General features: G+C 61.4%; 20 protein-coding genes. 9 read left to right on the top strand and 11 right to left on the bottom strand.

The annotated features are described in order from the left end of the window. The first annotated feature begins 68 nt into the window (after positions 1–68). Positions 69–1,784, top strand: a complete 1,716-nt coding sequence (locus tag P8L30_04395) for a carboxypeptidase regulatory-like domain-containing protein (protein ID MDG2239416.1) — start codon at positions 69–71, stop codon at positions 1,782–1,784. A gap of 17 nt (positions 1,785–1,801) precedes the next feature. On the opposite strand, the gene P8L30_04390 is transcribed toward P8L30_04395, so the two are convergent. Beyond that, a complete protein-coding gene (locus tag P8L30_04390; protein MDG2239415.1) occupies positions 1,802–3,466 on the bottom strand; it encodes a hypothetical protein in 1,665 nt (554 codons plus the stop codon). A gap of 187 nt (positions 3,467–3,653) precedes the next feature. Between P8L30_04390 and P8L30_04385 the strand changes: the two genes are divergently transcribed. From P8L30_04385 to P8L30_04370, 4 genes are all read left to right on the top strand, one after another. Continuing rightward, entirely contained in the window at positions 3,654–6,359 is a 2,706-nt protein-coding gene (locus P8L30_04385; GenBank protein MDG2239414.1) for a hypothetical protein, read from the top strand. A 111-nt stretch (positions 6,360–6,470) separates the two neighbouring features. Beyond that, positions 6,471–7,094, top strand: coding sequence for a rhodanese-like domain-containing protein (locus tag P8L30_04380; protein ID MDG2239413.1), 624 nt, complete (start codon positions 6,471–6,473; stop codon positions 7,092–7,094). Between the two features lie 72 nt (positions 7,095–7,166). Then, positions 7,167–8,324 (top strand): serine hydrolase, encoded by a 1,158-nt coding sequence (locus P8L30_04375; protein MDG2239412.1) that lies wholly within the window; start codon positions 7,167–7,169, stop codon positions 8,322–8,324. After that, positions 8,321–9,499: a DUF1343 domain-containing protein gene (locus P8L30_04370; GenBank protein MDG2239411.1), complete on the top strand. Its 1,179-nt coding sequence runs from the start codon at positions 8,321–8,323 to the stop codon at positions 9,497–9,499. The genes P8L30_04375 and P8L30_04370 overlap by 4 nt, the downstream gene beginning before the upstream one ends. A gap of 34 nt (positions 9,500–9,533) precedes the next feature. On the opposite strand, the gene P8L30_04365 is transcribed toward P8L30_04370, so the two are convergent. Next, on the bottom strand, positions 9,534–9,899 hold the full coding sequence (locus P8L30_04365; GenBank protein ID MDG2239410.1) for a hypothetical protein: 366 nt from the start codon (positions 9,897–9,899) through the stop codon (positions 9,534–9,536). 23 nt (positions 9,900–9,922) lie between these two features. Beyond that, positions 9,923–10,348: a hypothetical protein gene (locus tag P8L30_04360; protein MDG2239409.1), complete on the bottom strand. Its 426-nt coding sequence runs from the start codon at positions 10,346–10,348 to the stop codon at positions 9,923–9,925. Between the two features lie 91 nt (positions 10,349–10,439). Here P8L30_04360 and P8L30_04355 point away from each other — a divergent pair, with 91 nt between their 5' ends. Next, a complete protein-coding gene (locus P8L30_04355) occupies positions 10,440–10,976 on the top strand; it encodes a GNAT family protein (GenBank protein ID MDG2239408.1) in 537 nt (178 codons plus the stop codon). Here P8L30_04355 and P8L30_04350 read toward each other — a convergent pair. From P8L30_04350 to P8L30_04325, 6 genes are all read right to left on the bottom strand, one after another. Further along, on the bottom strand, positions 10,973–11,125 hold the full coding sequence (locus tag P8L30_04350; protein MDG2239407.1) for a hypothetical protein: 153 nt from the start codon (positions 11,123–11,125) through the stop codon (positions 10,973–10,975). The genes P8L30_04355 and P8L30_04350 overlap by 4 nt on opposite strands. 8 nt (positions 11,126–11,133) lie before the next feature. After that, positions 11,134–12,708 (bottom strand): hypothetical protein, encoded by a 1,575-nt coding sequence (locus tag P8L30_04345; GenBank protein MDG2239406.1) that lies wholly within the window; start codon positions 12,706–12,708, stop codon positions 11,134–11,136. Between the two features lie 73 nt (positions 12,709–12,781). Then, complete coding sequence (locus P8L30_04340) at positions 12,782–14,254, bottom strand: sodium/solute symporter (protein ID MDG2239405.1); 1,473 nt, start codon at positions 14,252–14,254, stop codon at positions 12,782–12,784. Next, positions 14,251–15,531, bottom strand: a complete 1,281-nt coding sequence (locus P8L30_04335; protein MDG2239404.1) for an MFS transporter — start codon at positions 15,529–15,531, stop codon at positions 14,251–14,253. The genes P8L30_04340 and P8L30_04335 overlap by 4 nt, the downstream gene beginning before the upstream one ends. Then, positions 15,524–17,023: an acyl-CoA synthetase gene (locus P8L30_04330; protein ID MDG2239403.1), complete on the bottom strand. Its 1,500-nt coding sequence runs from the start codon at positions 17,021–17,023 to the stop codon at positions 15,524–15,526. The genes P8L30_04335 and P8L30_04330 overlap by 8 nt, the downstream gene beginning before the upstream one ends. Positions 17,024–17,198: 175 nt before the next feature. Beyond that, complete coding sequence (locus P8L30_04325; GenBank protein MDG2239402.1) at positions 17,199–17,408, bottom strand: hypothetical protein; 210 nt, start codon at positions 17,406–17,408, stop codon at positions 17,199–17,201. A gap of 86 nt (positions 17,409–17,494) precedes the next feature. Here P8L30_04325 and P8L30_04320 point away from each other — a divergent pair, with 86 nt between their 5' ends. Both P8L30_04320 and P8L30_04315 read left to right on the top strand, forming a co-directional pair. Beyond that, on the top strand, positions 17,495–17,740 hold the full coding sequence (locus P8L30_04320; protein MDG2239401.1) for a hypothetical protein: 246 nt from the start codon (positions 17,495–17,497) through the stop codon (positions 17,738–17,740). Positions 17,741–17,851: 111 nt separating this feature from the next. Continuing rightward, complete coding sequence (locus tag P8L30_04315; protein MDG2239400.1) at positions 17,852–18,091, top strand: hypothetical protein; 240 nt, start codon at positions 17,852–17,854, stop codon at positions 18,089–18,091. Here P8L30_04315 and P8L30_04310 read toward each other — a convergent pair. Next, positions 18,088–20,874, bottom strand: coding sequence for a PAS domain S-box protein (locus P8L30_04310; GenBank protein ID MDG2239399.1), 2,787 nt, complete (start codon positions 20,872–20,874; stop codon positions 18,088–18,090). The two genes, P8L30_04315 and P8L30_04310, sit on opposite strands and share 4 nt — an antisense overlap. Before the next feature lie 507 nt (positions 20,875–21,381). Here P8L30_04310 and thyX point away from each other — a divergent pair. Beyond that, on the top strand, positions 21,382–22,359 hold the full coding sequence (gene thyX, locus P8L30_04305) for an FAD-dependent thymidylate synthase (protein MDG2239398.1): 978 nt from the start codon (positions 21,382–21,384) through the stop codon (positions 22,357–22,359). Between the two features lie 4 nt (positions 22,360–22,363). On the opposite strand, the gene P8L30_04300 is transcribed toward thyX, so the two are convergent. Further along, positions 22,364–23,731 (bottom strand): NAD-dependent succinate-semialdehyde dehydrogenase, encoded by a 1,368-nt coding sequence (locus P8L30_04300; GenBank protein MDG2239397.1) that lies wholly within the window; start codon positions 23,729–23,731, stop codon positions 22,364–22,366. Positions 23,732–23,737: the final 6 nt, after the last annotated feature.

Here is a 23,737-nt window from a genome sequence, read left to right as displayed (position 1 = left end):
CGGGTGTCGTAGTCGTATATGAAGGTGGTATTCGCATCACTTCAGTCGTCGGCATCGACGCAACTTCAATGCGCTCAACACGTTTCTTTCTCGTCTTTGTGGTCCTCTGCGGGTTCCTCTGGAGTCCGGCAGTCAACGCACAGACCGTGCTGCTCAGGGTCATCGATGCCGAGACATCGCAGCCTATCTTCGGCGCCTTGGCCTATCTGGACGACGGACAGGGGTCGACGGTGAGAAACGCCCTGACCGACGAGCGAGGTAGAGCGCTCTTCGTGGGTCTGGCCCCGGGTATGTATCAGGTACGGGCCGAAATGATCGGGAAGGGGGCGGGCGAAACTGAGATCTTCGAAGTGGTCGCCGGTGCAACAGTTGCTCGAGAGCTCCGACTCGAGTCGAGAGCGATCGTTTTGGAGGGCATCCAGGTCGAGGCAGAGGGTGGTCGCTGCTCGGTACGTCCGGAGCAGGGCCTGATCATAGCGGACGTTTGGGACGAGGCGCGAAAGGCCCTCTCAGCGGCGGCGTTTACGGACGGCCAAGAGGTGTATCGATACCAGACGGAGCGTTATACGCGGGACGTGGATCCGAACACGAAGATCACTCGGGAGGAGCAGCGGCGGCGTTCCTCTGGGTATCTCCGGACCCCCTTCGAGAGCCGACCTGCAGAGGACCTTCTGGAGAACGGCTTCGTTCAGACCGATGACGATGGCGATCTTTATTTTGCCCCAGACGCCGACGTGCTCCTCAGCGACGCATTCCTTGACACGCACTGTTTGCGGCTTGCGCGTGGCCGCGAATCGAACGATGGGCTCGTTGGCCTCGAGTTCGAACCCGTGGGTAATCGGAATCGTGTGACCGATATCGCGGGCACCATTTGGATCGATCTCGACTCGTACGAACTCCGATATCTGGAGTACGGATACCGGAATCTCAATGCCGATCTGACTGCACCCGACGTGGGCGGACGAGTCGATTTTCGGCGCCTTCCGAACGGCAATTGGATCGTGCCGGAGTGGTGGATTCGGATGCCGACCGTGGGTTATGTCCGGGACGCCTCCGGTCGGCGCCAACCGTATCTTGAAGCGTATAGAGTCATGGGCGGGATCGTCACTGAAGTGCAGGAGTCCGGCGGTCGGACCGTCGTTCGGGCCGAAACTGGGACGATCGAAGGCATCGTCCTCGACAGTTTGGGTGCCGAACCCCTGCGAGGCGCCCGGGTCGGCGTCGTGGGGTCCCCGCAGTCTGTCTTCACGAACGCGGAGGGACGTTTCGCGATCCCGGGCCTGACGGAAGGGACCTACCAGCTTCACTTCTCACATGCCCGGCTCGAGATGATGGGTTACGTGCCGGAGCCGGTCGTCCAAGAAGTCGTGAAGGGCGGGGTCGCTGCGGTCCGTTTCATGATGCCTTCGATTACGGACATTGCATTCGAGGCATGTCGGGACCAGGTGGTCGATGAAGGCACGTCGCTGCTCCTGGGCTGGGTGCGGGATGCGGCGACTTCACGGCCCATGCCCGGCGCGGCGGTACAGGTGCGTTGGGAGAAGGTCCGCATGGTCAACGTCGGCCTTGAGAATGCTCGCATCACCGGGGAAACCATGTCCGGCTTCCAGGTGAATGCGGACGAGGAAGGGCGCTATCGGATCTGTGGCGTTCCCGCAAACGAGCTTCTAACGATCAACACCATCATGGACGGCGTGGAGTTGGCTGGTGACACGACGAGCATCGACGAATTTGCCGCGGCGAAGGTGTACATCCTCGAAGTTGTCAGGGAAGAGCGGCGCTAGAGCGACACTCCTGTCAGTCAGCCGCCGAACAACACCCCAATGCCCTGTTCGAAGATGATGTCGCGGGGAATTCCCATCGCATCGAGCCGGTCCAAGTCAGCCTGAAGCTCGTCCGGAACGAGCCCTTTTTCTTCCATGAGCTGATCGACACCTTCGTAGTCGCCGTTCCCCTGGAGCGTGAGAATCAGTTCGCTCAGCCCATTCACGGCCTCGCTCATCGCGGGGAAGTCGACGCGGTAGGTGCCGGTGACATCGTTACGACTGAACGCGCCGTTTTCCTGGAAGTAGTTGAAGCGGACCATGTTCGCTTGACCATGGGCGCTAGAGGCCCCAAAACGGACTGAGCGGAAAATCCCCGCCAGGAAAGTCACGTAGTGATCTTCGATCGTTCCCTCGGTCAGCTCACCTCGCTCGAAGAGCTGTGTGACCATGTAGAGCCCGACCACGTCCGCCTTGCCTTCTTCCATTGGGGACGCGTGTTCACGTAGTGCAGTCCGGACCGTTCCGCGCCCATTGAGCGTGTTCTTGATGCCGAGTCCGTGTGCGACTTCGTGGAACATGGTGTTCCCGAAGAAGGCATCGAACGTGATGTTGGCGCGCTGGTCCTCCACAATCAGTTCTGCCGCGAGCGGCAGCATGATTTCGTCGAACTTGGCCTGCATCGCGTTCTTGAGCTGGAGCCGCCGTGTGCCCTTGGCCAGCTGAACTTCTTCGTCGTTCGGCAGGTTGATCGCGATCGTTTTCGACCCGGCGTTGGCATCGCCGGCGTAGTAGACGACGTCGTAGGCGTTCAGGTCAGAGTCGGTCCCAGGCGTTTCCGCCTTGAGACGGGCGTCCACCGGGAGCCCGCGCTGGAGGCTTGGAAGGAGTGCCGCGAAGTGGGACAGCCGGTCGCTCCACGCCTGGTCCTTGATGAGCACGTAGCCCTCATGCGCCGCCTTATACCCGAAGAGTTGATCTTCGTAGTTCTCGATGGGACCGATGATGACATCGATCGGGTTGTTCTTCATGTCCATCCAGGCCATGTCACTCGCTCGGTAGTCGTCGGACCCGAGCGCATCAGCACGAAGACGCAGGTAATTGGCAAGGCCGGGGTCCGACGCCAATTCGGCGGCTTCGCGGAGCTTCGCGGCGGCAGCCATGTGCTGCTCGGCGAACTCCTCGTGGTAGGGCACGGCGACCAAATCGCCATCGCCATCGCGACGCACCAACGTGTAGAGACTCTGCAGTTCTGGGTTCGTCTCGACCGCGATTTCGAACTCCTCCTGCGTCATGTCTCGGGGATAGATGTTCGCGCCAACAGGCTTCGCACTCACTCCCTCGATGAATGCCGCGTCGGCGTGCAGGCGATCCCAGGGCCCGTAGTTGATGCGCAGGTACTCGAGCGTGGCCGGGTCGTCGTGGGTCAGCACTTCGGCCGCCGTCCGGTCACCGTAGGCCTGCTGCCAGAACACGTCGTCCATCGGCTGGACGGCCTGAATGAGCAGCCGGACCACTTCCTGGTCATTCTCGGAGAGATGTGAGACGTCGGCTTCGAGCCGCACCATGGCGTATTGATCGAGTAGCGCATGCATCCTTTGGTGCTCCTCGGTCTCTTTGGGATCCTCGGCCTCCGTTCCGCCACATGCGGCGATGGCGGTGAGAGCGAGCAACACGAGAACGGATCGACTACGGGTCGGCATGAAGCACTCCGGGCGGGGCATTTTCTGCACGTAAGCAAGCTATGACGGGCGGCTCTGAACGCTAGTATCCCCAATACGTTGCACGGATCGAGCTGTGACCCTGGCGACGAGGAAAGGATGCTGCATACGTTGCGAGTCAGCGCCAGTTCAGGCGCTTATCCGCGTCCTGTAGAACCGGTTTGTTCTCATGAAGATCTCGCTCGGCTTCCGCTCCGCTCCTCTGTGCGCACTGCTTCTTACCGGGATCGTGCTGTTCCCCGCGTCAGGCCGGGCGCAGGAAGACCGCATGTCCGCGACCGAGCGACTCGATGCGTTCGCTGCGCATGAGGCGCTGGTGGAGAACTCGCGGTTCGGCGCGCTCCCTTGGCAGCACTTGGGCCCGACGAACATCTCCGGCCGCGTCGTGGACGTGGCGGTCGCGGAGCCGCGCGGCGGCACGTACACCATGTATGTCGGAGCCGCCGGTGGTGGCGTGTGGAAGACGGAGAACGAGGGGACGACGTGGACGCCTGTTTTCGAGAACGAGGTTACCGCCTCAATCGGCGACATTGCGATCACGCCGTCCGACCACAATGTGGTTTGGGTCGGGACCGGCGAGGCCAACATCTTCCGCAGCTCGCACATCGGGAATGGGATCTACAAGTCGACTGATGCCGGTGAATCATGGACCCACATGGGCCTCACCGAGACGGGTACGATCGCCCGGGTCGTGGTGCATCCGACCGACCCCAACACGGTCTGGGTCGCCGCGAGCGGTCAGGAGTATCGCGACAATCCCGAGCGGGGAGTCTACAAGACCACGGACGGGGGACAGACGTGGGAGAACGTCCTCTTCATCGACGACATGACGGGCGCGATCGACGTCGTCATTCACCCGGACGATCCGAACACGCTGTATGCAGCGACGTGGCAGCGGAGGCGCTCGAAAGGGAACGACCCACGTAACGAACCGGCCTTTTCCGGGTCGGATGATCTCTTCTCCGGCTCCGGCGCCTGGAAGAGCACCGATGGGGGATCCAACTGGAATCAGGTGAACAGCGGTCTGCCAGACGCCCGGTTCCGGGGGCGTATCGGCATCGATATCGCACGCTCGCAGCCCGAGACCATCTACGCCTTTGTCGACAACTACGAGATTGCACGCGAAGCCCCAGCCAACGCCACGGACGCCTACGGCCGACCACGCGGAGGGATCATCAAGGGTGCCACCGTCTTCCGCTCGGACAACGGTGGTGGGTCGTGGCGGCAGACGAGTGAGAGCACACCGTATATGGAAGGGCTCGGCGGGACCTATGGGTGGGTCTTCGGGCAAATGCGCGTCGATCCGCAGAATCCCGACAGGATCTATGTGATGGGCCTACGGCTGAACGTGTCTGAGGACGCGGGAAAGACGTTCCGGCCCATGAATGGAATGCATGCCGACCACCACGGGTTGTATATCGACCCAAACAACACGGACTACCTCGTCAACAACAACGACGGTGGTGCCTATGTTAGCTATGACCGGGGGGATAGCTGGCGTTTCTTCGTCGAGTTGCCGTTGGTCACGTTCTTCAATGTGAACTACGACAAGGGCGACCCGTTCCGGGTCTATGGCTCGGTCCAAGATCACGGGTCGTACAGTGGAGTCGTAGACCTGACCAATGGGCGGCACGCGATCCCAGCGGTCGAGTGGCGCGGTGCTCCGGGTGGAGAGGGCAGTCACCATGCCATCGACCCGACGGACCCCAACATCGTTTATTCGGCTGGCTTCTACGGGACCATCTCACGGACCAACGTCTCGACGAACGAGAGCACGTCGATCATGCCGCGAGTCCCTGCGGGCGAACCGCCGCTCCGCGGCCAGTGGCTCGCACACTTCATCCTGTCTCCGCACGATGCGAACACGATCTACCACGGAATGAACATGGTCTTCAAGTCGACCGACCGTGGAGACACTTGGGAGCGGATCAGCCCTGACCTGACCACGAACGATCCGGAAACTCAGGGAGACATTCAGTTCCAGACGATCGTAGCGCTCTCGGAGTCACCCATCAGGGCCGGCTTGCTGTATGCTGGGACGGACGACGGCCGGGTGCAGGTCACGATGGATGACGGCGGAAGTTGGACAGATATCTCCGCAGGGCTCCGCTCCGCTCGCTTCACGTCTGAGGTGGTGGCGTCGGCCTATGACGAAGGCACGGTATATGTCACTCAGAACGGCCGCCGGAGTGATGACTACGACGCGTTGGTGTGGAAGTCGACCGATTACGGCCAGACCTGGGAGAGCATCGCGGACGGCATTCCGTTCGGGCCGGTGAACATCATTCGCGAAGACCCCAAGAACCCCAATCTCCTCTATTTGGGGAATGACGTCGGGGTGTATGTCTCATTGAACCAGGGACAGGAGTGGGAGGCACTCAGCAATGAATTGCCCGGCACCTTCGTGCACGACTTGGTCGTGCATGATGAGCAAGACTTCTTGATTGCCGCGACGCACGGACGCGGCATGTTCGCGTTAGATGTTCGCCAGCTTCAGAAGGTGACGCCTACGGTTGTGGCGTCCGTCGCACACTTGTTCGACGCCGAGAACGGAGCGCTGCCGGCAGGTGGAGGCCGCGGTCGCGGCGGCTTCAACTATGAACGGGCCTACGTCCACTATTGGCTCGGAGATGATGCGGCCGTCACGCTGGAGATCCAGGACGCACAGGGGTCGATGGTCAACGTTCTCGAGGCCGGCGGATCCGCAGGACTGCATCAGGCAGAGTGGGCGCTGGACCGATTGGGCGGGAATCAGGGAGGGAGGGGAGGTGGATTTTTCCGCCGGCCGAACTTCGTGGAACCTGGCGACTACACAGCGGTCTTGACGGTCAATGGCGTTGAATACCGGACCACGCTTACTCCGGGGCGTCGATAGTGAGGTAAACGGGGTGGCGCGAGCCAGGCGCCGATCGTCGTCCCGGCCATCCCTACATCAAAGTAATGAGCGACCACGACCGACCTGCCAGGCCCGGGAACGGTCAAAGAGATGTGCCGAACGATGGGAATCGGCCCGTCGACTGACGTCGTCATCTACGACGATTGGGGCACACTGTTCGCCATCCGATTGTGGTGGGTGCTTGCCTACTACGGTTTCGACCGGGTTCGTGTACTCGATGGCGGGTGGCAGGCTTGGGTCTCCGCAGGGCTGCCCGTGAGCTACGAGGTGCCCGACGTGCGGGAGGTCGAGGATCTCGACATCGAGGTGGATCCTCGACGGATTATTGGTCGAGCAGAACTTCAGAGGCGCCACGCGGACGAGGACCTGCAGGTGCTCGATGTCCGCTCCGAGGACGCGTTCAACGGGGTGGTGTTTCGTGGCAACAAGCGGAAGGGTCGCATCCTTGGAGCCACGCACCTCGAGTGGAATCGACGGCTCGAAAACTCGACCGACGCTCAGGCCGTTCGAGTCCTCCGTTCCGAGAATGAGGTAGACACACTCATCACCGGTGCACCTCTCGATCTTGCGCTGGAGGTCGTGGCCCACTGTCAGGCGGCGGTCCGCGCGACGCACACCGCGTTCGTGCTGGAGGTGATGGGGTACCCGCTGGTCCGCGTGTACGATGGGTCCATGGAGGAATGGGCCAACCGAACGGATACGCCACTCGAGTAAGAGGGTGGCGGGGCGCGACCCGGCCACCCATTCTCGGGGCACGGCCCGTTCTCAGCTTAACCTCCGATTTCCATGCTCTTTCGTCGTACAGTGGATGCAACGCTGTTGTTCATCCTCTCGGCTGCTTTGGCACCGCTTGAGGCTCAGGACCGAACCGAACTGGTCCGCACCCTTCAGGTGCATCTAGACTCCCTGACGGAGCACTCCGCTTTCCCAGGACTGACGCTCGGCGTCGCTCTAGCGGACGGATCCTCCTTAGGCTTTGCGGCCGGATGGTCGGACACAATCGCCCATCGCGAGATGCGGCCCGAAGACCGGATGCTCCAAGGGAGCGTTGGGAAGACGTACTTCGGTGCCATTGCGTTGCAGTTGGCGGCTGACGGGCGGTTGCCTCTGGACTCGAAGCTGTCGGACTACCTTGGGAACGAGCCTTGGTACGGCGGGCTCCCGAACGGTGCGGATGTCACGATCCGGCAGCTCATGAGCCACACGAGCGGAATCGTGCGCTACGAGTTCAATCCGCAGTTTCTGCAGGACCTCACAGCGGATCCCATGCGGACGTGGACTCCCGCGCAGCGGGTCGCGTACCTCGACGGTATGGAGGCGCCTTTCGCGGCCGGGGAAGGCTGGGATTATTCGGACACCAATTTTGTCCTCGTTGCTATGGCCGTGGAATCCGTCACCGGTCGTCCCATTTACGATGACATCCGACGAAACCTCCTCGACCGACTCGAGCTGGAGAACACCGTTGCTTCGGATCGTCCTGATGTGCCTGGTATCGCGAATGGGTACGCCGGGACCGAAAACGGATTTGGCGCCTTCGATGCGACGGTGCAAGACGGTCGTCTGGTGTTCAATCCCCAGTTTGAATGGGCCGGCGGGGGGTTTGCTTCGACCACCGAGGACCTCGCCATTTGGACCAAGCACGTGCAGGAAGGCAGGGCGTTCAACCCGGTTATTCTTGAGGACTTCCGCGCGGGCACCCCAGCGCCTCTCGGCCCGGAGGGCAGCTACGGTCTGGGCGTCATCATGATGGAGCTACCGGCGGGTACCGCCTGGGGCCACAGCGGTTTCATGCCCGGCTACCGGACCGAAGCCTACTACTTCCCTGAATACGGGTTCGCATTGGCGCTCCAGGTGAACACATCGGACGGTGCCGCTTTCGGTCAGTCCCCTCTGCGGATGCTCAACGAAATCGCTGAACGCGTGAAGGTGGGGGTCGGCTCGTGAGCTATGTAAGGGTCGACACGGGTGTGGAGCGCCTGGTGACTGGTGCCGCAGAGCATCTTCGCGGACGCAGACTGGGCTTGATCGCGCACCCCGCGTCCGTGACGTCCAAACTGGAGTTCTCGGCTGACGTGATGATCCGCGCCGGCTTCGATTTGGTGGCGCTCTTTGGCCCCCAGCACGGTGCCAGGGGTGAGAAGCAGGACAACATGATCGAATCGGATCACTACCTAGACCCGGTGACAGGCTTGTCTGTTCACTCCCTCTACAGCGAGATGCGGAAGCCTAGTCCGGAGATGCTTTCGGGGCTCGACGCACTGGTGTTCGACCTCCAGGACGTGGGGGTTCGCGTGTACACCTTCGTGTGGACCATGGCGTTGGCTATGGAAGCGTGCGCGGAAGCTGGAATCCCGTTCGTTGTACTCGACCGCCCGAACCCCGTAGGCGGGCGCCGTCGGGAGGGACCCGTGCTCCGTGTGGGCTTCGAGTCGTTCGTGGGACTTCATCCCATCCCGTTGCGGCATGGCCTGACCTGTGGCGAACTCGCGCGCTGGTTGAATGAGGTGCGAGGGATCGGCTGCGAACTGGAGGTGATCGAGTGCGCTGGCTGGTGTCGGTGGATGCACTGGCCGGACACGGGGCTCCCGTGGGTATTTCCGAGCCCAAACCTTCCGACTCCAGATTCCTCCGAGGTCTATCCCGGCATGGTCTTGCTTGAAGGGACGAACCTCTCAGAGGGGCGGGGCACGACGAGGCCGTTCGAGCTGTTCGGCGCCCCCTACTTGGACGCGGACGCGATGGGTGCGCGCCTCGCGGGCGCAGGTTTACGGGGAGTGACAGTCCGTCCCTGCCACTTCGAGCCCACGTTCCAGAAGCATGCGGAATCCCTGTGTGGGGGTGGGCAACTTCACGTGACCGATCTTGACTCGTTCGAGCCTGTCCGTGCCACGGTCGAGATCCTACGCGCCGCGCGTGCTCTGGCACCGGCAGAATTCGGTTGGCGTCCACCTCCGTATGAGTACGAGGCAGATCTCATGCCCATCGATATCCTGTGGGGTCACGACGGATTGCGGTTGGGCGTCGACGCGGGTGCGACGACGGACGAGATCCTCGCAGGTGTGGACGAGGAAGTGGCCGAGTTCAGCACGTCGGTAGAGCCGTTTCTACTCTACGAGTAGCGCGGGCTCTGAGTAACGCAAGTGTTCTCTGACCTCAGGCGAGATCGCAGCCCTGGGTCTGGAAAAAGTCCTCTTCAATTTGCAGATCCAGCGTGTCGCCGGGGTCGACGCTGATTTCACGCGTCGTGCATTTGCTCCCAGCGAGAATATTGATTTCGATGCGCAGGGGCTCCGACCGCTCCCAGGGAATCGAGAACACAGCGTGAGTTTTTCCTTGGACGATACCCAGTCCGGTGCGTGAGCCCAGCCCGATCACATAAAGCCGCGCTTCATTGAAATTCGAATTCTGCACATGAAGCCGAATGACCCGCTCGGCCACCGGTGTCCGTGTGAATGGATCCTCGCGCACAACGAGCGGGCCGGCCGAAGTGCATCCGAAGGAAGTGACGAGCAGCGCCACACACGTGACGACTCTAGGAGTGGTCATCGCCGGTTACCGCGGCACTCGGTGAGCCCGACGTTCGCTGGGATGTGCAGCTGGATCGTCGCCCCGGGATCTGCAGCGAGTTCTCCAATGCGGCATTGCCGTCCTCCCACGATGTCGATTCTGAACTGAACCGGCACCGCGAAGTCCCAGGCAATCGTGAACTCACGGTTGGTGTTTCCGGTGACTTCACCGAGTCGAATGGATTGACCTTGGCGAATCGCGAATACGGTCAGGTCATTGAAGTTCAGATTCCGGACCTCGATGTTGAGTCGTCCAGGAGCGTCGGCACGACGCCCGTTGAAAGGGTCATCGGGAGCCCCGCCTAGGCCGAGACACCCGGATAGAACGAATAGCGCGATCAGTGCGAGGAGCGCGATGAGGGCGGGACGGCGACGGCGTGTAGCCAAGGGGATGCTGCTCACTTATCCATGTTATGATGCGCAACGGTTCCAGGCGAACCCTGATTCTCTTGCATGATCTACCCATTCGTTAAGACGATGGAGACCTTACCAAGTGCACGACTCCTTGGTGCTGGAAACCGAACGGCTCGCCCTCACTGCGATGACGGCTCCTGCGCTACGTGCGTGGCTCGAGAAGGATGCTGAGGCGTTGCGGACGCTCACCGGAGCATGGTTCCCCGAGCCGGTGGAGTCACCGCCATTGTTCGGAAAGGACCTCCCCATGTTCTTGGATCGGATGGAGGAAACCCCGGCCGAGCTCGGGTGGTGGGTCTGGCTCGTACAACGGAAGGACTCTCACCTCGCGGTAGGCGTTTGTGGCCTAAGTGGCCGCCCGCTGGATGGAGGGACGATGCTCGGCTACTCGGTTTATCCGGAACACGAGGGCCACGGCTACGCGACGGAGGCATCCAAGGCACTGGTTGCCTGGGTGCTGCAACAGCCGGGCGCCTACCGAGTGGATGCGACGGTTCCCGTCGCACACTCTGTCTCGATCAGTATTGCCGTGAAGCTCGGCATGACTGAAGTAGGGCGAGACTCCGACCCCAAGGTGGGTGAGATCGGGGTGTATCGATTGGAGCGGTCGACCTAGCTGCCCTGGACTCGCCTCAACTCGGTCACGAAACCAAGACCATACGAGGGTGCAACGGCGGCGGCGCGTTTGGTGACCGAGGCCGGAATGCCGAGGTCGGCGAGAAGAAGGTCACCGACTTGGGACGCGAGGAGTCCCGGTATCGGCATCGAGGCCACTACGCTTTGGCGAGCCCCCTCGAGCGTAGCTCCTCATCGAACGCGACGAGGTCGAAGTCGTCTTCGTACCCTACTCGGTCGGTCGCGGGCAGGTACTTGTCGAACCGTGCCTCGTCTCTGCTCAGTTCGCGGTCGAAGAGCTTCAATTCGCGGTCGCCAGCCTCCCCGACCGAGTCCCCGGTAGAGAACACGACTTCACCCAGAGAGCGCTTCTCAAGCTGGAGCTTACGACGCACCGTCTCGCTGGCGGTGAACTGTTCTCGGATCGCTGGGAATTGAAACCGAGTCACGCCAGCCTCGTCGACAGAGACGTCTGCGTCGAATTCGGCGGCTAGGTCGTCCACGGCCCGGTCGATCGATTTGGCGTCCACACCCTTCATGCGCTCGGCGATGTAAAAGCCGACTTCGTCGGACCGGACCTCGGCGTTTCCGCCCAGCGCACGCGAGTACACGAGCCCGAGCAGGACCTTCCTGATGTTACGGGCGATCCTGCGCTTGTTCTCCCGCTTCACGCCCCACATCCGAAGCCCAGGCACGGCGAAGAACAGCGCCGAGAACACAACCGGCACCAACACCAATCCGACGTACGCCGCAGGGCCACCAATTCCCAATCGCGGGAAGATGAACCATGGCGACGTTACGGCGGCCGCGAGTGTAAAGGCGTTCATGCCTACGACGATCGCGTTGTTCTTGGCAGTGTTTCCGGTCAGCTCCTGCTGCGGCTCCAGCCGGAGCCACGCCGGGTGAGGCTCTTTGGTCGAAGCCTCGTGTGTACTCACCATCACACTCGGGAATGCGTAGACCAGTTCGCCGTCCGGCGACACGACGGCCTCGCCGTCATAGGCACCCAAAAGACGACCCATTTCGTCTTCCGCCTCATCAACAGGCAGGCCTGTGTGCTCCACCAATTCGGCCGTCGTGATCACGCCGCTCCGGGCGCGGATCAGGCGGAGTGTCCCGCGGTCCAGCTGGTTCTGCGTGGGCTGGGGTTTGTCGGGCCCGAACACGAAGGCGAACACCTTCTTGTAGAAGGGCGACCGGTCGTCTTTGTGGAGCTGGCTTTCCCAGCGGTGTCCGTAGTAGGGCCGGCCGATACGCCATCGGGGCGTCCAGATGTAGTACCAGAGCCAAAAATTGCCCATCGGGAAGTGCCGGTGTCCGCCACCACCACGCCGGCCGCCGAGTCCCCCCCCGCGTGAGTCGCTGTTCTTGTTTGCTAACAGTGCCGCGATGACGAGTGCCACAAAGATCAGGAAGTACACGACCAGCATGATGACGATGGTTGCTTTGAATCCTGCCGTGAGCACTGACGTCGTCTGCCGCTTCATTCTAGCCAGGACAGGCTCGGTCCCACGGGTGATCAGCTTCTCGTCGAAGCGGTAGAGGAGCTCTCCGGAGTCGGACACGTCCAAGTGGCCGCGGTGCGACTCAAGGAGCCCCTTGAGGGCCACTCGAACATTGTCTGCGGCCAGGCCGGAATCGGAGACGACATCTCCGACCGTTCCATGCCCCTTCAAGCGGCGGAGGGAGGCGAGGATGTCTGCTTGGTCTTCGGCTATGGCGAGGGTGCTCACGTGTGCATCTGCTCCGGGGTGATCTTCGTATGGAATGACTGCTACTACGGTGTGCCGGGAGGGATCCTTCGACTTACCCGTCGGCGGCCTCCATCAATGCCACCACCTGCTCACTCGCTGCGTCCTCGCCGACGTAAGACAGCCACACGTAGATCCCGGTGGACAGAGCCATGGCAGGGAATATCTGGTGGACGATCTCTGAACCCGGAACGAAGCCCCACGTTAGGAGCACGACGATGCCGGTGATGAACGACGCGATGACGGCCTGCCCGTTTCCACGCTTCCAATGCAGGCCAAGCACCAGGGCTGGGAAGAAGCAGGCGCCGTAGAGCGCTCCGCTGAAAGCTGTGAGTTCCACGATGCCGCCCGGGGGATTGAGCGAAATCAGCATGGTGACAAAGGCGAAGAGCGCGACCCATCCCTTGGTCCAGAACATCTCCTGAGTCTCCGAGCGCCCGGGCTTCAGGATCGAGACGATATCCCGCTCCGTCGTGGACGCCATCACCAAGAGCACGCTGTCGAGCGACGACATGGCGGCCGCCACCATCGCGACCAGCAGGAAGGCGCTGGTTCCCTGTCCGAACACCTCTGAGAGAAGGTTCGGTATAACGAGATCGGTGTCTTCAATCCCCGATGGGAAGATCTTTCGCGCGTAAAGCCCGACCGGAATCAGGAGCGAAAACACTCCCGCGAAGGTGAGGGAGGACACCCACATGGCGGTGCGCGTCGCCTTGTCTCCTTCCAGTGCGAAGAACCGCGACAACTGGCGGGGTTCGACTGCGAATTTTATGAGGCCCGCCACCATCGTCCCGATCAGGACTGGAATGGCCACGCCTCCTCCCCAGGTGAACAACTCCTCTCCCCCGGGCTGGCTGCGCACTTCGGAGAAGGCACCGAGACCGCCAGCCGCGTTGACCGTGCCGAAAAAGAGCAGAACTGCCGCTAACATCATCACCACGCCCTGGACCGCATCAGTTTTTACTACGCTGATAAAGCCCCCGATCATCGTGTATGTCATGACAACGAAGAAGACGATGACGATCGAGATCTTGTAGGGGATCTCGAGAAAGACCTCGACGAGGTTTCCAATACCCTTGAAGACTGCCGTCATGTAGAAGAATGACGCGGCGATCACGATCAGAGCTGCGAAGATGCGCGCGGGCGTGCTCCCAAAACGGAACCCGATAAAGTCCGGCACCGTCAGGGAATCCATCTCGGCGGTGAACGATCGGAGACGAGGAGCGACCACGAGCCAAGAGAAGACGCTGAATGCCACGGCCATCGGGATGAATAGCATCCAGGGCACGCCCCAGGCATACGTTCTGCCACTGAAGCCGACGAATGAGTTGGTGCTGGCGTACGTCGCGAAGAATGACAGCCCGATGACCCAGCCACCCATGTTGCGTCCGCCGACGTAGTAGTCGGCCAGGTCCTTGGTTCCTTTCTTCCCGGCCCACGCGTGGTGTGCGAGCATGACGGTGTAAAGCAAGAGCAGCGAGTGAACCATCCAATACTCGCGCAGATTGCCGAGGACAGCGTCGATCATCCGGACTCCGGGACGTGTTTGTGTGGTGGCGTGTGGGGAAGATGGGTTTCGTACATCCGAATGGCTACGACCAGGCCCGAGACCGCGGTAAGTCCTGCAACAACCCAGATCGCCGTCTCGATCGACGTCGCGTCGGCTATTCCTCCGGCTATCAAGGCGCCAGCCGCGAAGCCTAGATCCCGCCAGGTACGGTAAACCCCGACGGAAGACGCGCGCCATGACGGGTGCGCCACGTCGCCGACCGCAGCCAGCAGCGTCGGGTACACCATGGCTGTACCGAGTCCTAGCAAGACCGCGGCGCTCAGCCAGGCGCCCATGCCGGTGAGGCCTGCGAACATCGCAATCGCCACGGCCTGGGTCAGCATTCCGGCCACGATGAAGCGCTTTCGTCCGTGCCGGTCCGACATTGCACCGGTGACGATTTGCCCCATGCCCCAGACCGTGGGATAGGCCGCCGCGAGCACCCCGATTTCTGTGATGTTCAGTCCATTGCGCGCGAAGTAGATCGGCAAGAGTCCCCACGCGAGGCCGTCGTTCAGGTTGTTTACCATGCCGGCCTGACTGCATGACGAGAGCGCAGGGTCCTTGAAGCTGGTCAGCGTGAAGATCTCACCCAGACTGGGCCTCCGGGGGGGCGGCTCATCTGAAGTGTCCCGCGTGCGGCTCTCTGCCTCAGCATGCCCTTGGGTTTCGCGCACGAAAAAGAGAGACAGCCCGAGTCCAAGCCCGACGAAGGCCAGCCCCAAGAAAAACGGGGCCGGGCGTAGTCCCGCTTGCTCGGCGATGTAACCGGTCGCGAGGGCTGTCGCGGCGATCGCTAGGTAGCCTGCGGCCTCGTTGAGGCCCATTGCGGTGCCACGGTGTTTAGGCCCGGCCAGATCGATCTTCATGATCACGGTCGCGGACCACGACAGACCTTGGTTCACACCCAGAAGCACGTTCGCCAAAATGACCCAGTTCCAACTCTGGGCGTAGATCAGGAGAAGCGGCACCGGCAGGCCGAATAACCACCCTGCAAGCAGGATCGGCTTGCGCCCGAACCGGTCGGCGAGTGCCCCTGCCACGAAATTGGCTGCGGCCTTCACGACTCCGAACGCCATGATGAAGGTCAGCGTGGCGGTCATCGCGGTGATACCGAAGTCCTGTTCCGCGAGAAGCGGGAGGACCGTGCGCTCCTGACCGATCATCCCGCCGACAAGCGCGTTGACACCCACCAGGAGTGTGAATTGCGGGAGGTTTTCCCTCAGGCCCAGACGAATTGGGCGAGCACTAGCCATGCTGAACGAACAGCTCTTGGATCGCCGGCTTGGTGACCTTGCCCATCGCATTCCGGGGCAGGTCGTCCACGAGGAGAATGTCCTTGGGCACCTTGTAGGGCGCCAAGCGCTCCTTCGCGTAAGCTCTCAATTTCTCGGAGTCAAAGGCGCTGGAGGGGTTCCGGACCACGGCTGCGCACACTCGGTCCCCCCAGTCCGAGTCGGGGACGCCGACCACGGCGCAGTCGGCCACAGCAGGATGGGTTCTCAGGACGTCCTCGATCTCGAGGGCGGAGATCTTCTCTCCACCGGTCTTTAAAATGTCCACGCTGGACCGGCCGAGGATCCGGTATGCCCCATCCGAGATGGCCGCCTGGTCGCCGGTGCGGAACCATCCGTCGTCGGTAAAGGAGGCCGCTGTCTCTTCTTCTCGTCTCCAGTATTCGGCGAAGACAGCGGGGCCACGGACTTGAATTCGTCCTGCAGAATCGCCCGATACCGGCTGGTCGTTGTCGTCCACCAAGCGAACCTCGATCCCCGGCAGCGGGTGACCGACATGACCCGGACGGCGCTCTCCTTCCAGAGGGTTAGAGAGGCCCATGCCGATTTCCGTCATCCCGTATCGTTCCAGGAGTCTCTGGCCGGTGATCTCTTCCCAACGTTCCAGTGTCGGAACGGGAAGTGCCGCCGATCCGGAGATCATCAGGCGGCATGACTTGGCCCCGGCACTCCACGCCTCACGTGTCGGTGCGTCTGCGTCCTCCCAGGCTTCGATCAGACGTCGGTAGATGGTGGGCACAGCCATGTAGAGGGTGACATCACACCGGGACAGGCGCTCCCACACGTCGACTGGGTTGAAACGCGGGAGTATCTCGCACAGAGCGCCGTTCCACAGGGCAGACGTCAGGATGTTGACGATGCCATGGACGTGATGAAGCGGCAGGTGAAGCAGGATGTGGTCGTCAGGGTTCCACGCCCAAGCTTCCGACAGGGCTGTCACCTGCGCGGAGACGTTGCCGTGGGAGATCACGACACCCTTTGGCCGGCCGGTGGTGCCTGACGTATACAACATGATGGCCGGTCGAGCCGGCAGAAGGGTAGGCAACTCGCCCACCGGTCCATCGGCGACGAGCGCGGGCGTCTGTAGGACCGGGATGGCCCGACGATCGGCCGCAATGTTGATGCGGTCTAACAGCTTCGGATGGGCGACAAGGGCTTCGGGCTCTGCGTCACCGAGGACATAGTCCAGTTCGGTCGACGGATGCGAGATCGCCATGGGCACCGCGAGGCCACCTGCGCGCAAGATTCCCCATTGGGTCACGATGTGCTCCCAACTCGGTGGAACCAAGAAACAAACGCGAGTTTCCTCTAGATCGTCCCGTCCGGCGAGCAGTCGAGTTGCCACCGTCGCCGAGACGTCCAAAAGATTGCCGTACGTAAAAACGCCTTCGGGGGCGATGATGGCGGTTCGGTCGCGGAACGTCTCCGCGCGCTCGAACAATGACGGTGTCACCGAGGGGTGCTCCGGGTCGTGGTGTAGTGAGTTTCCGCTGACTGGCCGCTGCCAGCCCTCGCAATTGGACTCTCGGCGGCGGGTGTGCGCAACCTCGCCAACCTAAAAGGGGGGGACGGAAAAGGACCGCCGCTACAAATCGCGGCGGCCGCCCTGAATTCTGTCCCCGTAGATGCTAGCGGCGGAAGCGGAAAAAGAGGACCGCCCCGACCAAGGCGAACCCGATTGCCGCCTTCATTATGGAATCATGATCCCACTCTTCACTGTTGGGTGGGAAGCGCTCGCGCACCTCTTGGTCCTGATGGATGGAGCAAAACGAAGTGTCGCCCTTCGCGTCACGACGGCACTGGTCGCCCTTCTTTGTCTTTCCCTGGCACTGACCCACGGGTGACCTCCTCCTGGTGTCTAGCTTACTACTACGAGAAGAAGGCCGATGTGGTTCACTCGGCGATCTCCGACCTAGATTCCGTCATGCCTCATATCAAACAGATCCCCGTCGGGGAGGCCACCGGTCTCCTCAAGAAACTCTTCGACGAAGCGCTCGAGCGAGCAGGTCGGATATGGCACATCGTGCATATCATGAGCCTGAACCCCCGAGCGATGGATTCTTCGATGAAGTTTTACGCCGCCATTATGTTCGGGCGTTCGCCCCTGACCCGATGGAGGAGGGAGATGTTGGCGGTCGTCACCTCGAGGACGAACGACTGCTTCTACTGAACTCAGGCGCACGCGCACGACCTCCGGGAAGAGGTCACGGAGCTGTTTAGGAGTGACAACGAGAGGGACGACTTCGTTCACGCGATCGCGCGCGATTGGCGAGAGGCCGACTTGAGTGAGGCGGATCAAGCGTTATGTGCCTACGCGGTAAAACTCACGCACGACCAAAACGGTGTGGGTCCGGAAGACCTCGATGTGCTGAGGTCACACGGATTTGACGACTGTGCGATCCATGACGCGACTCAGGTGATCGGATATTTCAACTACATCACGCGGATAGCGGACGCTCTGGGAGTGGAGCCCGAGGACTTCGTCCGTCCCTGGGGACTCGACGCCGGTGCTGCGAACTAGTCTGAGGAGACGGGTAGACTGCGTAGGAGGTCGGCCAACGCAAAGCCCAGCTCCTGTGGCGTGAATGGTTTGGCCAAAAAGGCCAGCCCCGATCCCGGTTCGAAGTCGAACGCCCCCGATTGATCCTGATATCCGGAGATGAACAGGGTCGGAAGGTCCGGGAAGCGGAGACGTAATGCGTCAGCGAGTTCCGGTCCTTGCATACCGGGCATAATCACATCGGTGACCAGCGCCGAGAGAGACGCCAGCGCCTCGTCTGGAAGGTCGAGGGCTGCGTCTGCATTTTCGGTCTCGAGGACGTCATACCCTAGCACCTGGAGGGTTCTGACCACGACGACCCGGACGCCTTCCTCGTCTTCGACCACGAGGACGCGGGAGCCGTCCCCGCGGGGGACCTCCGTCTGTCCGATCGCTCCGACCTTGATGGGATCACTTCCCTCTTCTGGCACGAGAAGGGTGACCGTGGTGCCACGACCGAGTTCCGTGTCGATCGAAACGAATGCGTCGTTCTGTTTCGCTAGACCGTAGACCGCAGCAAGGCCCATCCCTGTTCCGATCCCCATCGGTTTGGTCGTAAAGAAGGGCTCGAAGACTCGGTTCAACACCTCGGGGGGGATTCCGGGCCCCTGGTCCGTGATGGAGAGAGCCACGTAGGACCCGGCTCGCAGTCCTGGGACTTCAGAGGCCTCATCCACGGATACGCTCCGGGCGGACGTCTTGAGGAACACCGTTCCTCCATCCGTCTGCGCGTCCCTGGCGTTCACGATCAGGTTTTCCAAGACCTGTTGCAGATGGCCCGGATCTGCCGAAACGGACGGGAGTTCGTCCTCTTGTGACACCTCGAGCGCAAATCGCTCCCCTAAGATCGTTTTGAGCCCAGGGTTGAGCGTGTCGACCAACTCATTGAGGGAGATGACCTGAGGCCGGTACATCTGCTTTCGACTGACGGCCAAGAGGCCACGTGTCAGTTCTGCGGCGCGCGCTGCCGACTCGAGAATCGCATTGATGCCTTCCGTGAGGTCGGGGTCGTGCTCAACCTCGCTGCGGATCATTTCTCCACGCCCTTGAATCACCGTGAGGCGGTTATTGAAGTCGTGCGCGACGCCCCCAGCCACTTGCCCCATAGCTTCCATTCTCTGGGCTTTCCTGAATTGCCCATCGAGTCGGCGGCGTTCCGTGAGATCTTCGGCTATGACCTCGATGGCGATGTCGCCACTGGCTTCGACGAAGCTGCTGATGAACAAACGCATATAGAGGCGCCTGCCATTCGGCGTCTGCCACTGAGTCTCAATCGGGTGGGATGCACCGCCGGTGAGGGACCTCTCTACGTGGCGGTCTCGGTCGGCCGGCTCCACATAGAAATCGCGGTCGGTCCAAGTCAGGGCAGTGGCCTTGTCAGCGCCGAGCAGCTTTAGGAAGGCTGGATTCGTATCGAGTATCTGTCCGTCCATCGAGGCGACATAAATGCCGAATGCGGCATTTTGTAAAATGGACTGATACCGCTCTTTGACCTTCTCTATTTGGCGCTGCGCGGAACGAGCTTCGGTCACGTCCATAATCTCTCCGACCAACCGCACAGGTGCTCCGTCCGGATCGTTTACCACGTAACAGCGGTCGGAGATTTCGGCCCATTCGCCATCTGCACGGCGCATTCGGTACGCAGATGTCCAGTGCTCGGTTTTGGATGCGAGGGCCTCCTCTATGCGGGCACGCACCTGCTCTATGTCTTCCGGGTGCACTCGGTTCGCCCAGAACACCATCGCCTCCTCGGGCTGGGAAGCGACGCCTCCGAACATCTCGAAGAAGCGTGGGTTGCATTCGATCTGATTGGTGCCCAAGTCCCAATCCCAAAAAGCGTCGTTGGTCGAACGCATGACCAAGACGCTGAGGTCGGCGCTTGCAGCGGCGTGCGCCTCCGCTCGCCGCCTGCCTTGGAGGAGGGCGTTGTATTGCCGTGCTACGTCGGCGATTTCAGACGGGCCCGACTCCGTCAGGACGGCATCCAGACTGGGTTCGACCGCCTTCATCTGCTCGCTTAGTCCAGAGAGCGAGGTTTGGATTTGCCGGTTGATGATGCGCGCGAAGACGAACACGAACATCAGCGTGAGCGCGGCCAGGCCCAGCTTCGGATACAGGCCCGAGATCGTGGGGCCGTAGATGATGGACGTCGGGAGACCGGCCCACACGATCCAGGGAGTTCCTTCGATCGCTGTATACCCGAAGAGGCGGCGCACACCGTCGGCGCTTTCGGTCGTGTTGTAGCCAGTGAGTAGGGAGATGTCCGAGCGCTCGTCCGGGTCGTCGAGGGGGAGCTTTCTGCTGACCCACTCCTCTGGGTCGATGGACCGGGCGATGACCGTGTACGTAGTATCTGTAATCGTCAGCAGGGCTCCCTCAGGCAACGGAATCTCCACGAGTGCCTGAAGATGGGCGATCCCCAGTGGGACGCTTAGGGTGCCGGTGATCTCATCTTCGTCGCCACGAATCGGAACCGTGATAGAAGTGAGCAGGAACGGGGAAATCGGCCCCGGGGCGGGTGCGGCGATAGTGTAGGTGCCCGATTCGATCGCTGCCTGTACCCAGGGACGGTCCGAGTTGTCCTGACTGAGGTCGTCCGGAAGAGGCACCGCCGAACACACGAGAGGCCCGTTGACCCGGTTCACGACCAGATTGGTCACGTGCGGAAGGGCTTCCACGACCGGGGTCAACGCCGCGAGGCATTGCTCAGGGTCGAGCGCTCGCACTTCGGGATTCGCGACGAGTTCGCCCGCGATCTCGACCACGCCGTGAACGTATTGTTGAACTGCGGCCGCGGTGGACCGTGCGAATTGGTCCGTTTGGCCTTTCGCTTCATCTAGATTCGAATTGAACTCGGTCCAAATTGTATAGCCAGCAAGGAACACGAGGGGCAGGGCTACACCCCTCACCAATAGGGTGAGGCGAGTTCGAATGGACGGCTCAGTCTGCATTATTCAACGTATACCGACGCTGAAGAGACGATTCTGCAAGTTGCGGTGAGATTCGCGTCCCCGCCAGACGAAGGGGCCCCGTAAGGGTAAGTGCGTATGCTTAATTGTTGTCCAACAATCTTCGCCACAAAGTTCAAAATATCAAGCTCGTGTCTAGCTATTATTTGGCATTGTTAGACGTGAATGTACAATTGGGTATGAAAGAAACAGAAAAGGCCAAGCATCCGAAGATAGCCGCCAGCGCGTTTCTTTCGGTGTGCGACGGCCCGGCTATATTCGGTCTACCGACAGCGTCAAATGCACCCTAACGCACATGATGGCATGGAAACGAAGAGGCCCACAAGCCCAGCAGCTGAGGAAATCCTCGGTGGCTATTTTCCCGCGCTCGATCACGGATTCGTCTCGCTGGTCGACTACATGGGATCAGACGAAGACGTAGAGCGGGCAGCGCGCGTCAGCTACGGATATGGCACCCGGAAGGTGTCCGCGACCCGAGGCCTGATCCGGTATCTACGCCGGCATCGGCACACGACGCCCTCTGAGATGGTCGAGTTCAAGTTCCATTGTGCGATGCCGATGTTCGTGGCGCGTCAGTGGATCCGGCACCGCACGGCTTCCGTGAACGAGTACAGCGGGCGATACAGTCTGATGCCGCTTCTCTTCTACATGCCGGAGCGCGAGCACTTTGCGCTTCAGAGTAAGGAGAACAATCAGGGCCGTGACGCGGACGCATCCGACGAACTGTATCAGGAAGCGGTCCAGCGTTGGGACCGGCTCAGAGAGGACGCTGCGGGTGGGTACACGTGGATGGTCGGTGAGGACGTCGCTCGCGAGGTCGCTCGGATTGATCTTCCGCTTTCGACCTATACCCAGTGGTATTGGAAGATCGACTTACACAACCTGCTGCACTTCTTGTCGCTCCGGGCCGATCCCCATGCTCAATGGGAGATCCAGGTCTTCGCCCAGATTATTGCCGGAATGGTGAAACGTGTGGCCCCATTGTCCTACGAGGCTTGGGTCGACTACGACTTGGTTGGACAGCCCATGAGCCGCGGAGAGCTCGCCGCGTTATCTCAACTCGTCGAGGCGAGTGACGACGGACTCGCAGCGAAGTCGGGTGCCCACCTGAGCGCTGAACAGCTAGCAGAAGCGGGCCTGTCCGGCCGGGAAGCCCACGAACTCATCGAGAAGCTCAAGACGCCCGGGCGGCCGGACTTTGAGCTCGACATGTCGACCATGCGGTCTGCCGAGGACGTTGCCAAAGAGATGTTGGAGGCAGTGCCGGACGCGCCGAAGTAAGGACCTACTTCACCCACACTGTTTTAGTGTTGGTGAACTCGAGGATGCCGAGGGGAGACAGCTCCCGGCCGTATCCGCTTTGTTTGGTGCCACCGAAGGGTAGCCCGGGGTCTGACTTCACGATCCCGTTCACGAAGCAGTTGCCCGCGTCCAGTTGTTCGGCGGCGATCTGCTCCCCGCGAGCGACGTCCGTCGTGTAGATGGAGGCGCCGAGTCCGAATGACGTGTCGTTTGCGATACGGACGGCATCGGCTTCGTCTGCGGCTGGAACGATCGAAGCCACCGGCCCGAAGAGTTCCTCGGAGTACGCTGCCATACCCGGGCGAACGTCTGCCAGAATCGTCGGCGGATACCACGCTCCTGGCTGGTCCGGAACCGTGCCCCCCAAGACCAGTCTGGCTCCGGACGCCACGGACCGAAGGACCTGGTCGTGGAGGGCGTCTCGAAGATCGAGCCGCGCCATGGGGCCGATGTCCGTGTCGTCTCGGAGCGGATCGCCCATGACGGTTTTCGACATGGTTGCGACGAGTCTCTTCTCGAAGTCTTCCCGGATGGACTCCACCACCACGAACCGTTTGGCCGCGACGCAGCTCTGGCCGGTGTTGATCAAACGACCGAGTGCGCAACTGGCTACGGTCAGCTCCAGGTCTGCGTCCGCCAACACGACCGAGGGGTCGCTTCCGCCCAACTCGAGGACACATTTCTTAATGGCTGCACCGGCCCTGGACGCGACTGACTGTCCGGCGCGCACGCTGCCCGTCAGGCTGACGGCACGGATCCGCCGGTCGTCGATGACGGTGCCGGTCGTCTGGATGTCGGTAAAGACGTTCGCGAAGAGCCCATCCGGATATCCAGCTGCTGAGAACAGCTCCTCGAGAGCCAATGCACAGCCCGGTACGCTCGGGGCATGCTTGAGTAGGACCGCGTTGCCCGCGGTCAGCGTCGGGGCTGCAAAACGCACCACCTGCCAGAACGGGAAGTTCCAGGGCATGATGCCGAGGACGACTCCTAGGGGTTGATGCGTCCAGTAGCTCTTGCTCGCGTCTGTGTGTGCAGTCACCGGGGAGAGAGCCGCCGGTCCGTTCTCGGCGTAGTACTCACACACCGTGGCGCACTTTTCCGCCTCAGCGATTCCCTGGCTGAGGGGTTTTCCCATTTCCAACGTCATGAGCCGGCCGAATTCGTCCGCTCGGGCGCGCAGCATCCCGGCAAGAACCAGGAGTGGGGTCGTGCGGTCCTGCACCGACTTAGACCGCCACTCCATGTGCGCCGCGTGTGCTCTCCCGACGGCGTCCATAGCGTGAGCGGCCGTGTGAGGCTCGTGTGTTGAGATCAAGTCCCCAGTGGCGGGATTGATAGCTTCGAAGTTCATGGCGTG

Source organism: Longimicrobiales bacterium (assembly GCA_029245345.1).
Lineage (GTDB): Bacteria > Gemmatimonadota > Gemmatimonadetes > Longimicrobiales > Gaopeijiaceae > CALFPJ01.
Note: the sequence above shows the minus strand (reverse complement) of the source record. Positions and strands in the feature narration are given on the sequence as shown.

What these genes read in the sequence shown, in the direction of transcription:
- P8L30_04395 (MDG2239416.1), top strand. Translation starts at nt 69, where the DNA reads ATGCGCTCAACACGTTTCTTTCTCGTCTTTGTGGTCCTCTGCGGGTTC.
- P8L30_04390 (MDG2239415.1), bottom strand. Translation starts at nt 3,466, where the DNA reads ATGCCGACCCGTAGTCGATCCGTTCTCGTGTTGCTCGCTCTCACCGCC.
- P8L30_04385 (MDG2239414.1), top strand. Translation starts at nt 3,654, where the DNA reads ATGAAGATCTCGCTCGGCTTCCGCTCCGCTCCTCTGTGCGCACTGCTT.
- P8L30_04380 (MDG2239413.1), top strand. Translation starts at nt 6,471, where the DNA reads ATGTGCCGAACGATGGGAATCGGCCCGTCGACTGACGTCGTCATCTAC.
- P8L30_04375 (MDG2239412.1), top strand. Translation starts at nt 7,167, where the DNA reads ATGCTCTTTCGTCGTACAGTGGATGCAACGCTGTTGTTCATCCTCTCG.
- P8L30_04350 (MDG2239407.1), bottom strand. Translation starts at nt 11,125, where the DNA reads ATGCCGATACCGGGACTCCTCGCGTCCCAAGTCGGTGACCTTCTTCTC.
- P8L30_04340 (MDG2239405.1), bottom strand. Translation starts at nt 14,254, where the DNA reads ATGATCGACGCTGTCCTCGGCAATCTGCGCGAGTATTGGATGGTTCAC.
- P8L30_04335 (MDG2239404.1), bottom strand. Translation starts at nt 15,531, where the DNA reads ATGGCTAGTGCTCGCCCAATTCGTCTGGGCCTGAGGGAAAACCTCCCG.
- P8L30_04320 (MDG2239401.1), top strand. Translation starts at nt 17,495, where the DNA reads ATGCCTCATATCAAACAGATCCCCGTCGGGGAGGCCACCGGTCTCCTC.
- thyX (MDG2239398.1), top strand. Translation starts at nt 21,382, where the DNA reads ATGGAAACGAAGAGGCCCACAAGCCCAGCAGCTGAGGAAATCCTCGGT.
- P8L30_04300 (MDG2239397.1), bottom strand. Translation starts at nt 23,731, where the DNA reads ATGAACTTCGAAGCTATCAATCCCGCCACTGGGGACTTGATCTCAACA.